This window comes from Deltaproteobacteria bacterium (assembly GCA_022340465.1).
Lineage (GTDB): Bacteria > Desulfobacterota > Desulfobacteria > Desulfobacterales > B30-G6 > JAJDNW01.
In genome coordinates this window covers 1-14,040 of record JAJDNW010000035.1, presented here as the reverse complement: position 1 = coordinate 14,040, position 14,040 = coordinate 1, and the positions used below count along the sequence as shown (strand labels likewise).

General features: G+C 54.1%; 14 protein-coding genes. All 14 read left to right on the top strand.

Features of this window, described 5'->3' with window-relative positions; translation table 11 throughout:
• The first annotated feature begins 20 nt into the window (after positions 1-20).
• The 14 genes from LJE94_06715 (at position 21) to LJE94_06650 (ending at position 14,027) form a co-directional block, all read left to right on the top strand.
• Positions 21-548: an NADH-quinone oxidoreductase subunit J gene (locus LJE94_06715; GenBank protein MCG6909803.1), complete on the top strand. Its 528-nt coding sequence runs from the start codon at positions 21-23 to the stop codon at positions 546-548.
• Entirely contained in the window at positions 545-859 is a 315-nt protein-coding gene (gene nuoK / locus LJE94_06710; GenBank protein ID MCG6909802.1) for an NADH-quinone oxidoreductase subunit NuoK, read from the top strand. The genes LJE94_06715 and nuoK overlap by 4 nt, the downstream gene beginning before the upstream one ends.
• A gap of 9 nt (positions 860-868) precedes the next feature.
• Positions 869-2,758: an NADH-quinone oxidoreductase subunit L gene (locus LJE94_06705; protein MCG6909801.1), complete on the top strand. Its 1,890-nt coding sequence runs from the start codon at positions 869-871 to the stop codon at positions 2,756-2,758.
• On the top strand, positions 2,758-4,236 hold the full coding sequence (locus LJE94_06700) for an NADH-quinone oxidoreductase subunit M (GenBank protein MCG6909800.1): 1,479 nt from the start codon (positions 2,758-2,760) through the stop codon (positions 4,234-4,236). Before LJE94_06705 ends, LJE94_06700 begins: the two co-directional genes overlap by 1 nt.
• Entirely contained in the window at positions 4,233-5,651 is a 1,419-nt protein-coding gene (locus LJE94_06695; GenBank protein ID MCG6909799.1) for an NADH-quinone oxidoreductase subunit N, read from the top strand. The genes LJE94_06700 and LJE94_06695 overlap by 4 nt, the downstream gene beginning before the upstream one ends.
• A 275-nt stretch (positions 5,652-5,926) precedes the next feature.
• A complete protein-coding gene (locus LJE94_06690) occupies positions 5,927-6,352 on the top strand; it encodes a hypothetical protein (GenBank protein ID MCG6909798.1) in 426 nt (141 codons plus the stop codon).
• A 110-nt stretch (positions 6,353-6,462) separates the two neighbouring features.
• The gene (locus LJE94_06685; GenBank protein ID MCG6909797.1) at positions 6,463-7,011 is read left to right on the top strand and encodes a DOMON domain-containing protein; all 549 of its coding nucleotides are present in this window, start codon (positions 6,463-6,465) and stop codon (positions 7,009-7,011) included.
• A gap of 35 nt (positions 7,012-7,046) precedes the next feature.
• Positions 7,047-7,937, top strand: coding sequence for an SCO family protein (locus LJE94_06680; GenBank protein ID MCG6909796.1), 891 nt, complete (start codon positions 7,047-7,049; stop codon positions 7,935-7,937).
• Positions 7,930-9,567 (top strand): cbb3-type cytochrome c oxidase subunit I, encoded by a 1,638-nt coding sequence (locus LJE94_06675; GenBank protein MCG6909795.1) that lies wholly within the window; start codon positions 7,930-7,932, stop codon positions 9,565-9,567. Before LJE94_06680 ends, LJE94_06675 begins: the two co-directional genes overlap by 8 nt.
• An 80-nt stretch (positions 9,568-9,647) precedes the next feature.
• A complete protein-coding gene (locus tag LJE94_06670) occupies positions 9,648-10,244 on the top strand; it encodes a cytochrome c oxidase subunit 3 family protein (protein MCG6909794.1) in 597 nt (198 codons plus the stop codon).
• Between the two features lie 15 nt (positions 10,245-10,259).
• A complete protein-coding gene (locus tag LJE94_06665; GenBank protein ID MCG6909793.1) occupies positions 10,260-10,547 on the top strand; it encodes a cytochrome C oxidase subunit IV family protein in 288 nt (95 codons plus the stop codon).
• A 6-nt stretch (positions 10,548-10,553) separates the two neighbouring features.
• Entirely contained in the window at positions 10,554-11,159 is a 606-nt protein-coding gene (coxB, locus tag LJE94_06660) for a cytochrome c oxidase subunit II (GenBank protein ID MCG6909792.1), read from the top strand.
• A 15-nt stretch (positions 11,160-11,174) separates the two neighbouring features.
• The gene (locus LJE94_06655; protein MCG6909791.1) at positions 11,175-12,080 is read left to right on the top strand and encodes a UbiA family prenyltransferase; all 906 of its coding nucleotides are present in this window, start codon (positions 11,175-11,177) and stop codon (positions 12,078-12,080) included.
• Between the two features lie 675 nt (positions 12,081-12,755).
• The gene (locus LJE94_06650) at positions 12,756-14,027 is read left to right on the top strand and encodes an amino acid ABC transporter substrate-binding protein (GenBank protein ID MCG6909790.1); all 1,272 of its coding nucleotides are present in this window, start codon (positions 12,756-12,758) and stop codon (positions 14,025-14,027) included.
• The last annotated feature ends 13 nt before the right edge of the window (positions 14,028-14,040 follow it).

The following is a 14,040-nucleotide window of genomic DNA, read 5'->3' as shown; positions in this document are numbered from 1 at the left end:
CACGATCCCGGGGGACGGCCATGACACCGTATGCCGTCTGTTTCTATCTGCTGGCGGTTGTCATCATCATGACCACGGTGATGGCCATCGCCTGCCGGAATATGGTGCACACCATCCTGTACCTGGTGGCCTCCTTTGTCGGAACCGCCATGATGTTTTATCTGCTCGGCGCACCGCTGCCGGCTGCACTGGAGGTGATCATCTATGCGGGTGGTATCATGGTGCTGTTTCTGTTCATCGTCATGATGCTTAAAATTGCCGATGAAAAGCGTTCCGGGCAGCGTGCGGGCCGCTTCGCTCTGGCAGGCATGTTCGGCAGCATCGCCTATCTTTCCGCATGCGTGCTGCTTCACCTGCTGCCCGGCGATGCGGGCGTGGCGATGAAGGCGGCCTTCGCCGAACCCGCCAGGTACGGGGCGTTTGTTTTCCACAGGCACTGGCTGTCTATCGAAGTGATCTCCCTGCTGCTTCTGGTGGTGTTGATCGGTGCCCTGCTGCTCGGCATCGGCGACCGTTTAAACCGTCGGAATGGAAAAGAGGAATCATGATCGTTCCCTACTACCACGTGCTGCTTTTTGCAGGGATTTTGTTTGGTCTGGGTGTGATATGCACGTTGACACGCCGCAACCTCATCATGATCTTGCTGGGTCTCGAGATCATGCTCAATGCCGGTGCCCTGGCGTTTATCGCGTCCGGCCTCGATGCCGGTCAAATTGAAGGCCAGGCCGCGGTGATATTCGTTCTGGCGGTGGCGGCCGCGGAAGTTTCTCTGGGTTTGGCGCTGATTACCACCATATATCGCCAAACGGGCACGACCGACCCGCGATGTATCGAATCGGACACCTGCGAACTCGAGTAGACGAGACAAATGATCGAAGCCAATATACATACAGTAACTTTTTGGACGGTACTCCTCGCCTCGATGCCCCCCCTGGCGGCGTTCGCGGCCATCTTGATTTTTTTCCGCGGCCGGCCGAAGGTGAGTGCGGGACTGTCCATCGGTGCGATTGGATTGTCCCTTCTGGCGGCAGCGTTTCTTTTGATGCGCTACTGGAACATGACCGCGCCTCTCTCCCACACGGGGCAATGGGTCTGCTCTGGGGATTTGTCCATATCCGTCGGCTTTCTGCTGGACCCTTTAAACATGCTGATGCTGGCCGTCGTCTCAACCATCAGCTTTCTGGTCCAGGTGTATTCATTGGGGTACATGCACGGCGATCCGGGTTTTTCAAGATACTATGCATATATGTCGCTGTTTGCATGGGCGATGATCTGTCTGGTTTTGTCTCCGACATTGGTTCAACTGTATATTTTCTGGGAGCTGGTGGGCTTGTCGTCCTATCTTCTGATCGGGTTTTGGCACGAAAAATTCAGCGCGAGCCAGGCCGGCAAAAAGGCCTTTGTAATGACCCGGCTGGGAGATGTTTTCTTCCTCATGGGCATCCTTCTGCTCTTGACCCATATCGGCAGCCCGGACATTCTTCTGCTCGACAAGGGAACGCCGGTGGCGGGTTTGACGCCGATGGTCGCGGCCGTCGGTGCCATGCTCATTTTCGGCGGCATTATCGGCAAAAGCGCCCAGTTTCCTTTAATGACGTGGCTGCCTGATGCCATGGAAGGCCCCACACCGGTCAGCGCGCTGCTGCACTCCGCCACCATGGTGGCGGCCGGCGTCTTTCTACTTGCCAGGTTGTTTCCGTTTTTCAGTCAATCACCGTCGGCTATGATGCTGTGCCTGTCGGTCGGTACCGTCAGCATGCTGATGGCGGGCACTTCGGCCATCGTTAGCAGGGATATCAAACAGGTGTTGGCTTATTCAACGATCAGCCAACTGGGGTTTATGATCATGGGACTGGCTGCCGGCGGTTATGAGGCCGGCGTCTTTCATTTGACCACCCATGCGGGCTTCAAAGCGCTTTTATTTCTCTGCGCCGGTGTATTGATTCACCGGCATCACACCAATGACATATTTGAAATCGGGGCGAAGAACGGTCGCGGCTTGAGCCCGACGATTGCCGCTCTATTTATCGGGGGAGGGGCGCTTTCCGGGATTTGGCCTTTTTCAGGTTTTTTCAGCAAGGAAATGATCATGGCCGAGCTGGCGGCCCTGCACAACCCGATTTGGTTGCTTGCCGGACTGGCCGGTGCTTTTCTCACGGCGTATTATACCTTTCGCATGATTTTCATCGTCGCCTTCTCATCGGCATCACCCGGCGCAACGGAAGCGGATCACACCCCCCTCCGCAGCGTAATGGTCGGCGTGTTGGGCATACTATCCGCAATTACGCTGGTTCTCGGTTTTTTTCAGGATGGGCTGAGGGACTTTTTGATCGGCGGCCGCCTGGCCGTGGGTACGGCGAATCACGGGCATTCCCCTGTTCTGCTCATGACCGCTTTGGGCATCAGCGTGTCAGGCGTCCTGCTGGCCTGGTTTGAATTCGGCAGGCGCGCTGCACCCAAAACCGGTTTTGTCGAGCGGTTCCCCGCTTTAGCGGACTTTTTTGCCCAGCGTTGGTATCTGGATCGCTTTTATCGCCGGTTCATCGATGTGGTAATATACAGGGGCATTTCGTTTTATTGTACCCAAAACGACAACAAGATCATCGACGGCGGCGTGCATCGGCTTGCGCAGGCCGCAGTGGGCGTGGGCCGACGGGCGGCGAACTGGCACGAGGCGCTCATTCAAGCCAGATTGTGGGTCATGGTCGGTGTCGTTCTGGTTCTGCTGGCTTTTTTTGTTTATCAGGTGGCTATCTAATGCAAGTGATATATAGCGACATTCCGTTTTTGACATTGATTCTGGCCTGCTGCATTGGCGCCATTGTCGTGGTGCTACTCACGCCCTCCCGCATGACGCGGGCGATCAAATGGGTTTGCGCCGTTTCCTCCGCCATGACGCTTGTCATCTCCCTGTATCTTTTTGTGGCCTACGACAGGGCTATCGGTGGGCTGCAGTTTGGGGAGCGGGTGGACTGGATTCCAGGGCTCGGCATTTCCTACCACAATGCCATCGACGGCTTCAGTGCACCGATGCTGCTTCTAACGGGCATCGTTTTTTTTACAGGGGTCTTGACCATGTGGGAACTGGACGTACGGGTGAAGGAGTTTTTTGCCCTGCTCGTATCACTGGTCACCGGCGTTTTCGGCATGTTCATGGCCCTGGATCTTTTTTTCATCTTCGTGTGGTATGATGTCTCTCTGTTTCCCATGTATCTGCTTATCGTTATATGGGGCAGCACCAAAAAAGAGTATGGCGCCATGAAACTGATGCTCTATCTTCTGGCCGGAAGCGCCTTGATTCTGCCCGCGATTGTCTATCTCGTCGTCGCGTCGGGCTTTACCAGCTTCGATCTGGTGGCTCTGGTGACGGAAGCCTCCTTTTCTCCGTTTCAGCAGAAGTTCGCCTTTTTTCTGTTTTATATCGGATTCGGCATTCTGGCCGGCGTATGGCCCTTTCACACCTGGTCGCCCATTGGCCACGTTGCCGCCCCAACGGCCGTCAGCATGATGCACGCCGGTGTGCTGATGAAAATCGGTGCTTTCGGCATACTGCGGGTCGGCATATTTCTGTGCCCGCAGGGCTGGCAGTACTGGGCGCCTCTGATGGCGGTATTGGCGACCATCGGCATCGTATACGGGGTGTTTGTGGGGCTCAGCCAGACGGACCTGAAGTTCGTTATCGGTTATTCCAGTGTCTCCCACATGGGTATGGTGGGATTGGGGTTGTCCACCGTGACCCTGGACGGCCTGAACGGCGCCGTTTTCCAGATGTTTGCCCATGGCATCATGACGGCCCTGTTTTTTTCCACCGTCGGCTATATCTACGACAGAACACATTCCAAGCAGATCAGCGACCTTGGAGGACTCGCAAAGGTCATGCCTGTTGCCAGCGGCTATTTCGTCCTGGCCGCGCTTACCGGCATCGGTGTCCCCTGCCTGGCCAGTTTCTGGGCCGAGCTGCTGATCTTTATCGGAACCTTCAGGGCCTACCCCCTTCTGGGAATTCCGGTTATCTGTTCCCTGGTCGTCGGTGCCCTTTTCATGCTGAGGGTGGTTCAGAAGACTATCTTCGGCCCTGAAAACCAGCGATTCTCACACCTTAAGGATGTCTCATTTGCACTGGGTCTTCCCAGAATGATTCTAGCGGCAACGATCCTCATTTTCGGCTTTTTCCCATTTTTGATGTACGAGACCATCCAAATTACCTCCATGCATTTGCTGGGCAGGCTGCCATGAACAGTTTAATACCATTTCTGCCGGAAATTTACGGTCTATTGATGGTCATGGTTTTTTTCATGCGATCCCTGGCAAGGCCTGACAGCCGAACCAACCATCTGCTGGCCGTGGGGTTGGCCGCCGTCGGTGTGGTGATATGCACGGCGACCTTCGGCCGGACGGTGGACCTGTTTGGGGCTACCTACCGTGTCGACCTGTTTGCACAGGTCATCAAGACACTCCTTTTTCTGGGATTTTTTCTCGTGACGCTTCTGTGCCGGAACCTAGCCGATATACCCGAAAAGCGTCATGCCGAATTTTACCTGCTTTTGACCACCAGTACCCTGGCGATGATGCTGCTGGTCAGCAGCATTCACCTGATAACCCTTTACGTCGCCCTGGAGCTGTCCAGTTATTCGCTTTACATTCTGGTGTATCTGAGGAGGGGTAGGCAGAAAGGACTCGAGGCGAGCCTCAAGTATTTTATCATCGGCGCTTTGTCCTCTGCCGTCACGCTGTTCGGTTTCGCCTGTATCTACGGTGCAACGCATACGGCCAGCATTTCAGAATGGGGCCGCATGCTGCCGTTGCATGCCCATGACGGCATTCTGTTGACCGGTGTGATCCTTTCCCTGTCCGGATTTCTTTTCAAGCTGGCCGTGTTTCCTTTCCATTTCTGGGCACCGGATGTCTACGAGGGGGCCGCCAACCAGGTCGCCGCCTATATCGCGACCACGTCCAAGGTAGCTGCTATGGCGGTGCTTCTCCGGTTCGTGGCTGCGCTTGCCCATGCAGGTGAAGAGATGGTCTTTTATTTAATCGTGCTCTCCATCGCCTCCATGACCATCGGCAACCTGTGTGCCATTGTCCAGAAGGATCTCAAGCGCATGCTGGCCTTCTCCAGTATCGCGCATGCCGGCTACGCCCTGATCGGCATATCGAGCATGAACGCACTGGGCCAGGCCAGTGTCGTCTTCTATGCCCTTGCCCTGCTGGCCATGAAATTCACCTGCTTTATGGTCGTGGTGGCCGTCAGCGGTGATGGACGCAACATCGAGCTGCGACATCTTGCCGGGTTACATCAACGGGCGCCGGTATTGGCCCTGGCGCTTTTGCTTGCGCTGTTCGGCCTGGCCGGGATACCACCCACCATAGGATTTACCGGAAAATTGATGATGTTTTTTGCGGCGATGCAGGCGGGGCGCTTTTACCTGGTGCTGATCGCCATGATCAATGTGGTCATTTCCTTGTACTACTATCTGCAGATACTGAAAGCCGCCTACTTTCTCGATCCTGAACAAGGACAGGAACCTTTGCCGCTGAGCGGATCCCTGAAGATCACATCCGTATTTCTCATCATCGTGATGGTTGGCGGCGGCCTCTACCCGCGATTGGTGATCGATCTTGCCATGCGGGCAGTGTCGACCCTGCACTAGCGGTGACGCCTTTAGGCTGTCTCACGCCGGGGTCTGCGCCGGTATGATTTGTGTAACCATTCGAAGTTGCTTGAGATAGAGGCTTCGATACTTGCGAAAACGCATCGGGATGTTTAGATTTTATATGACTTTCTTAAATTAAGGGTTTCAATAAAAAAAAGCTGACGGCGTGCAGCCCGGGCTGATTGCAATTGCACACCTAAACGCTCAACTTAGGGCATGGATATCCGGCTGATATCAGGGCGAAGCGCCGTGTTGCGAGAGGGGAAAATAAAATGATTGAATCCATTTATCAACTATTGGCAAAGGTCGGTTTCAACCATCCGTTGCATCCTCCCATGACGCATCTGCCCATGGGAATGATCATGGGCGGATTTTTATTCGCCCTGACATCGGCCGTTTTTAAAAAGAAGGAGTTGGCCAGAGCGGCGCATTACTGCTATACGCTGGCGCTGATATTTGTCCTGCCCACGATGCTGCTCGGTTACATGGACTGGCAATACAAATTTTACGGCGAATGGAGCAGTTTGATCGCCATAAAGATTGTACTGGCATGCACACTGGCAGGCATGCTGGTGGTCGCTTTTTTTGCGGGGCGCAATGACCGTGTGGAAATAAAAAAGAAATTGATCACCTATGCGATCTGTTTTGCCCTGGCCATCGGACTCGGATTTATCGGCGGAACCCTGCAGTACGGGTAACCGCCGTCAGCCTTGAGGTGAATCGACGAGAGGGATCGAAAAGGCGGCAGGGAACGGTTGCGCCGGACCCTCTCCAAATATTAACGTTTCGAGCAGAATTGGAGCTAACCATGAAAAAAAGCATGTGGGCGGTAATCATTATGGCGTTGTCTATTTTGTTTACCGGAGATGTACTTGCAGCTTCGGGTGCATACGAGCACGAATTGACGGTTGAAGATATGGTGTTTGCCTGGACGGTTGACGGTGACGTCTTGAACGTTCGGTTGCAGGGCAAGACAGACAGCTGGGTGGGCATCGGCTTCAACCCGACATCCCGCATGAAGGATGCCAACATCATCATCGGGTTTGTCAAGGGCGGCAAGGTGGAGGTCCTGGATCATTACGGGACGACCGAACATCAACACCAGATGGACAGCCGTATCGGAGGCGAAAGCAATGTGAGCAATGTTGCTGGAAAAGAAGCCGACGGGATGACGGAAATTTCTTTTTCCATTCCCTTACAGTCCAACGACCCCAAGGACCGCCCCATATGGACCGACAAGCCGAACACCGTTCTGTTGGCGCATGGTGCCGGGAGGGACAGCTTCAGAACCAAGCATGTTCGAAGAATGGTACTCGAGGTGAACCTTAAGACCGGCGAGTTCAAAAGAGTGAAGTAACCGTGGTGAATTTGAAACGCGTCCGAGGAAGGCGGATGCTGACGCAGGTGGCGGTGGTAGTCTTTTTATTGTCGGGGATTGCCCAGGGTGCAGACCAAGCGCCGGTGGACGGGCACGAACCCGGCGATGACGCCGTTATTTTAAAAACGCACCTGCACGCGGACGCTTCCGGCAACGATCCGACCGGGACCGAACCGGAAGTCCCGGTGGGTGTTGACGAAAAGCTGGGAGCGTTCATCGACCTGAACCTGGCGTTTCAAGATGAAAACGGCCGCGTGCTGCGCCTGGGAGACTTTATCGAAAAACCGACCCTGATTTTGCCCGTGTACTATTACTGCCCCGGCGCCTGCAGCACGATGCTTGCCAATCTGGCATCCGCCGTAAACAAGGTGCCCCTGTCTCCGGGCGAAGCGTATCAGGTGCTGGCCGTGAGTTTCGACGCCGACGAAACACCCGCTTTGGCCCGGGAGGCTAAAAACAATTATTTTCCGCTTATTCAAAGGACGTTCCCGGAAGATCAATGGAAATTTTTAACCGGCAAACAGGCACAGATAGACAGGCTGCTGCATGATTTAGGCTACCGCTTAAAGAAAACGGGTCCGCACACATTCATTCATCCGACGGTGTTGATCGTGGTTTCCGGCGAAGGGCAAATCATCCGGTATCTGTACGGCAACTTTTTTCTGCCCTTCGACATCGGCATGGCTTTGTCGGAGGCTGCCAAAGGAACGCCCCAGCTGTCGATCCGGCGCGTGTTGTCATATTGCTTTGCCTATGATCCGCAAAAGGGAAGGTATGTCGTAAGTCTGTTTCGAATCAGCGCTGCCGGCATCATCCTGATGCTGGGCCTGTTTTTGCTGTTTTTGCTGCGCAAAAAGCACCCGGCAGGTGAAGCGCCGAAAGGGCAAGAAAGAAATCATGACTGAGGACACGTCTTATTTGAAAACCCCGTCTTCCCCGCATCTTACGGGCATGTCGGCGTGGTTGCTGACAACGGATCACAAGCGGATCGGGGTGATGTATCTGGCCGTTATTCTGTTTTGGTTTTTCGTCGCGGTCGGGCTCGGCTTTCTCGTCCGCATCGAATTGATGACCGCCGGCAGAACGATCATGTCGGCTGAGACCTACAATGCGGCTTTCACCCTCCACGGGGTCATCATGATTTTTCTGTTTATCATTCCCGGGGTCCCTGCCATCCTCGGCAACTTTCTGCTGCCGATTCAGATCGGTGCCGATGACGTCTTTTTCCCGAGGTTAAACCTTTTGTCCTGGTATATTTATGTTGTGGGCGGCCTGTCAGCAGTGGCTTCTTTGTTTGTGGGCGGTCCGCCGGACACCGGCTGGACGTTCTACGTTCCCTTCAGCATTCAAACCCAAACCGGTGTCACGTTTACGGTGTTGGCGGCTTTTATTCTCGGATTGTCCTCCATGCTGACGGGCCTGAATTTTATCACGACCATTCATCGGCTGCGGGTCCGAACCATGGGATGGCTGCAGATACCTCTGTTTTCCTGGTCTATCTATGCCACGGCATGGGTTCAACTGCTGGCGACCCCCATCTTATCCATTACCTTGCTGCTGATCATCGTGGAGAGAACCATTGGTGTCGGCCTGTTCGATCCGAACAGGGGTGGCGATCCGATTCTTTATCAGCATCTTTTCTGGATGTATTCCCACCCGGCGGTGTACATCATGATTTTACCCGCCATGGGAATTATCTCCGAAATCATGCCCGTGTTTTCACGAAAGGCCATTTTCGGCTACAAGGCCATCGTGGTGTCGTCCCTGGCCATTGCCACTGCAGGCTCTCTGGTGTGGGCCCACCATATGTTCGCCAGCGGCATGAGCGACACGGCTGTGTTCGTGTTTTCGCTCTTGACGTTTGTTGTCGCCATACCCAGCGCCATCAAGGTTTTCAGCTGGGTTTCCACCATGTACAAGGGGTCGGTCGCCATGTCGCCGCCGCTCTTTTTTGCGCTCTGTTTTATCTACCTGTTTTCGGTGGGCGGGCTGATGGGCCTGGTGCTGGGGGCGGCCGGAACCAATATTCACGTGCATGACACCCATTTTGTGGTGGCCCATTTTCATTTTGTCATGTTCGGCGGTACGGTGTTCGGATTTCTGGGGGGCCTGCATTTCTGGTGGCCCAAAATTTTCGGCAGGATGTACAACTTCAAGAACGCTTACATCGGGACGATACTGCTGGCGTCCGGATTTCTTTTGCACTATGTGCCCATGATGATCCTGGGGCTGCAGGGGATGCCGCGCCGCTATTACGACTACCTGCCGCAGTTTGAAAAGGGTAATTTTTTTGCCGGGATCGGGGCGGTCATCATGGTGGCGGGAATCATTTACCTGTTTGTCAATCTGCTGACGGCCGTTCGAAAGGGGGCTCCTGCGCCGCCGGATCCCTGGGGCGGGACGACACTGGAGTGGTCGATTCCGTCGCCGCCGCCGTTGCACAACTTCACGAGCGAACCCGAGGTTAAATCCTATCCGTATGATTTCAGGGAAATCGTGAACCGGCGCATGCCGTCGGATAAAGAATGCAACTAGATAGAATCCATTGTACATGTGTTTACTTTGGTCATTCTTAAAATTTCAGACGCTCAACTCAGGTATGACGTAAAGCCATTATGACGACCTCGACAGACAAGCAGGGTGTTAAATTGGGCATGTGGCTCTTTCTTTACACGGAGATCATGCTGTTCGGCGGCCTGTTTGTCCTCTATGCCGCATACTACACCCGCTATACCGAGGATTTCATTGCGGGTGGGAAAGTTCTGGACCTTTGGATGGGGGCCCTGAACACGGTTATTTTGCTCTCCAGCAGCTTTACCGTGGCTGCCGCCATCACCGCCGTCCGCCGGGAAGGCAAAAAAGCGGCACTGGTTTTGCTCGGGATTTCCATTTTTTTCGGGCTGCTGTTTCTTTTCAACAAGTATATCGAATGGGGGCACAAAATTGCGGCCGGCATCTATCCCGGGTCTTCGACGCTCGAGGCAGCCGGCTACGGCCGCAGTATGTTTTTCGGGTTGTATTACGTCATAACCGGCCTCCACGGTCTCCACATCGTAATCGGGATGACCCTTCTGGGCGTCAGCGTCGGCTTCATATTGGCGGGCCGGGTCGATGCCAGGCGGTTCGCCCTGCTGGAGAATGCGGGCCTGTACTGGCACCTGGTCGATTTGATTTGGATTTTTATCTTTCCGTTGTTCTATCTGATATTGTAGCGATTGGTGGTTGTCATGGATGGTAATCCTCAAGACCATGTGTTGAGTTATTCGAAGCTGGCCCTGGTGCTGGCGGCTTTAATCGGACTGACGTCGATCACGGTCATGGTCTCAAGAATCGATCTGGGGATTCTCAACATTTGGATCGCGATCTTGATCGCCTCTCTCAAATCGAGCCTGGTTCTCATGTTTTTCATGCACTTGAAATACGAGTCCAGGCTGGTGCGCATATCGGTCATCGGTACGATTTTCTGTTTGGCAATTTTAATCGGATTTATTTTCTGGGACATCTCATTCAGGTAAAAACCCATGCACACGGTGCTAAATCCCGCAACGCAGGTAGATCAGGCATTTTACTACATTTTCGGTGTGTCGCTAGTTTTGCTGGCGGCAATCACCGTCACCATGATTCTGTTCGTGATCAGGTACCGCCGCAGCAGGAATCCCCATCCTGCGGACATTCGCGGCGATTGGCGCGTGGAGCTGCTGTGGACCGTAATACCATCGGTTATCGCCCTCTCCATGTTTTATTTCGGGTGGTCCTCCTACACCGGGTTGAGACATGTGCCCGAAGGAGCCATCGAAATCGATGTTTACGGTCAGCAGTTTTCATGGATTTTCGTCTATCCGAACGATAAAGAGACCGAAAATGAACTGGTGGTGCCCCTGGGAACCCCGGTTAAGTTAAATGTGACCTCTTACGATGTGATTCACAGTTTTTACCTTCCGGCCTTTCGCATCAAGGTGGATGCGGTGAACGGCATGACCAACTATGCCTGGTTTCTGCCGGATCGGCTGGGTTCCTTTTTTTTCCAGTGTGCGGAATTGTGCGGCGAGGGGCATGCGGACATGACCGGAACGCTTCGTATCGTGCCGCAGGAGGAATACGAAAAATGGCTGCAAACCGGATACTGACGACACGCAAACCCCATGAAAGCTGAATGTCCGGCAATAACGGCCGCCGACACGCGCATCTCTCGGATCAGGGACTGGATGCGTCTGGTCAAGCTTCCCATCAGTGTGATGAACGCGCTGGCAGTGGTGGCGGGCTATGCGCTCTGCAGCCCGGTGGTGGGCCCTGGCGTGATTCCGGGCGCCCTGGGTGTCGGCCTTCTGGCCGGCGGGTGCGGGGCACTGAACAATTATCAGGACCGCAGGATGGACGCCTGTTTTCCACGAACCAGCCGGCGCCCCTTGCCAAGGCGGGCTATCCTGCCCGCTCCGGCGCTGGCCTGCGCCGCGCTCCTGATTGCGGGCGGGGTGATCGGCCTGTGGGTCAGCCGGCCGGGTCCGTATGCCGCAGGATTGGGAATAGCGGCCGTTTTTCTTTACAACGGACTCTATACCCCACTGAAATATAAAACCGTCCTGGCCGTTATACCCGGCGCCATGTGCGGTATGCTGCCGCCGCTCATCGGCTGGGTGAGCGCCGGCGGTGGCGCACAGCCGTCTCACATTTTGCTCCTGATGGTCATCATCGGGGTATGGCAGCTGCCGCACTTCTGGCTCATCCTGTTGTCCGATGCCCCCTTTTACCGCAAGGCCGCTATGCCCAATATGCTGCATCTGTTTTCGATACGCCAGCTGCACCGATTGCTGTTCATTTGGGTGTTGGCGTTTGTCAGCTTGGCCCTGTTTTTACCGGTGATCGGAATTGTCACCAACGGGTGGTTGGGAGGCCTGCTGGTATGCCACCTGGTTCTCGTGGGCGTGTTGAGCGGCTCCATCCTGCGCCTCCGCAAGCGAACCGGCCGGCCCTATGCCCTCCTTTTCAACTGGCTGAACAGTTCTATCGGCATGACGCTACTCGTGATTTCGCTGGATCGGTGGGTTTAAACCTCTCCGTGCCCATGGGGTTTTTGTGGTGAAGCAGAGGTGTTTTACGTGTCAGGTTCTGCGTTTCAAGTTGCGTTTGCTTTTATCAGGGCTGGAGCCCTGTGCTACGTTGCCAATAGCTTGCAGCCATGTAGCGCAGGGATTTATCCCTTCTGGATGCTGAATTCCGATCTCTGATTTCTGGTTTAATCCTCGTCCCCTGGACCCTAAAATTCTTCTTTGTGTCCTTTGTTCTCTTGTAAAGATAGAGAATATAGTTGGTTGCCTCCGAAAGACCCCCAATGCTTTCCGGCTTGCAAGGCTGCGTATGTAAACGCCGGGATCCGCTTTATCTTCATAAAAATTCTGGCATTTAACTATCACCTAAATTGAGCGTTTCAGATTTTAAGAGTTCAGATAGATTTAACCCATTGAAAATAATTTTATTGTTAACATTCTTAAAAGTTGAAACACGCAACTTGGGTAGAAAATAGTTTTTGTGAAGCCGATCCCATTTTGCATCAATGAATAGATACCCTCTGTGTTTGCTCCATCGATATGCCCCCACGCTTTCAGCGAATCCGGCCTTCCGGGGATTTCTGTTTAGGTTGACAAATGTCTCTTGTTTATATAATTCTATTTTAAAGGTAAGTTCTTCATATTGATGACTCATCGCAAACAAAGGAGGAGGAAGAGATGAATAGAACTCGTGTTTCGATCGTCTTTGTATTGTGTGCCACCGTGGTTTTCGTTGCTTCAAGTGCCTTTGCAGCAGAGAGTATCATCATCGGTCACCCCGCCTGCCTTTCGGGAAAATACGCAAAGGCCGGAGAACAGGCAATAGGCGGAATCAAGGCGTGCATCGATTGGGTCAACACCAGTTATGGAGGAGTGAGCCTGGGAGGCAAAAAGGTCCCTCTCGAATACAAATACTACGATTGTGAATCCTCCAAGGAACAGGTAACCAGCCTCATCGGTCGATTGATTACCGTCGATAAGGTCAATGTGGTATTCGCCCCTTATAGTTCCGGCCTGACGCTCCGTGGTGCGCCAATCGCCGAAAGCCGCAAGATGCTCTACATGGATCACGGAGGGGCCAATAACAAGATCTTCGAGCAGGGGTTCGAATATATCGTCCAGACCATTGGACCGGCCACCAGCTATCACCAGGGAACCCTGAACATGATAAAGAAAATTGCGCCCAAGGACAAAAAAGTGGCCATGGCCTACGAAGACTCCGAATTTGCCAAAATGGTCATGCAGGGCGCTAGGGAACACGCACAAAAGCTCGGCTTTTCCGTTGTTTTTGAGAGAACCTATCCCAAAGGCGTCACCGACCTGACACCGTTGCTCTCGGCCCTCAAGGCGTCCAAACCCGACTTTGTCCTGGGAGGCGGGCACTTCGAGGACGGCCAACTTTTTAATCGGCAGATGGCTGATCTGGATCTCGACGTCAAGGGGCTCTCCCTGATCGCAGCGGCCACGCTGCCCGCATTTTACAATGCACTGACCAGTATGGCGGAAGGGGTCATGGGCCCGTCCCACTGGGAATACGGTGTTAAATACGCCGAAACCGAAGCAAAAAAGCTCGGGCTTCGATGGATCGGCCCGGACCAGGATGCATTCGTGGCCCTCTTCAAAAAGTCCCTCGGCAAGGAGATCATCCCGGATTATCACGCCGCCGAAGCCGGCGCCCAGGTCCTCGCCTATGTTCTCGCGGTGGAGAAAGCGAAAACAACGGACACGACCAAGGTTCGGGCGGCATTGGGCGATTTGACCTTCATGTCCTTTTACGGCGGTTGGGATGTGGACGATACCGGGCTGCAGGTGGGCCACTCCATGGTGGACGTCCAGTGGCAGGACAGCAAGCGGATTATCGTATGGCCAGAGGAAGCACAAACCGGCAAGCCCTGTTATCCCATGCCGACCTTCGCGGAGAAGGCCAAGGGGAAAAAGGCAACTCCCTAGTAATAACGGCAAT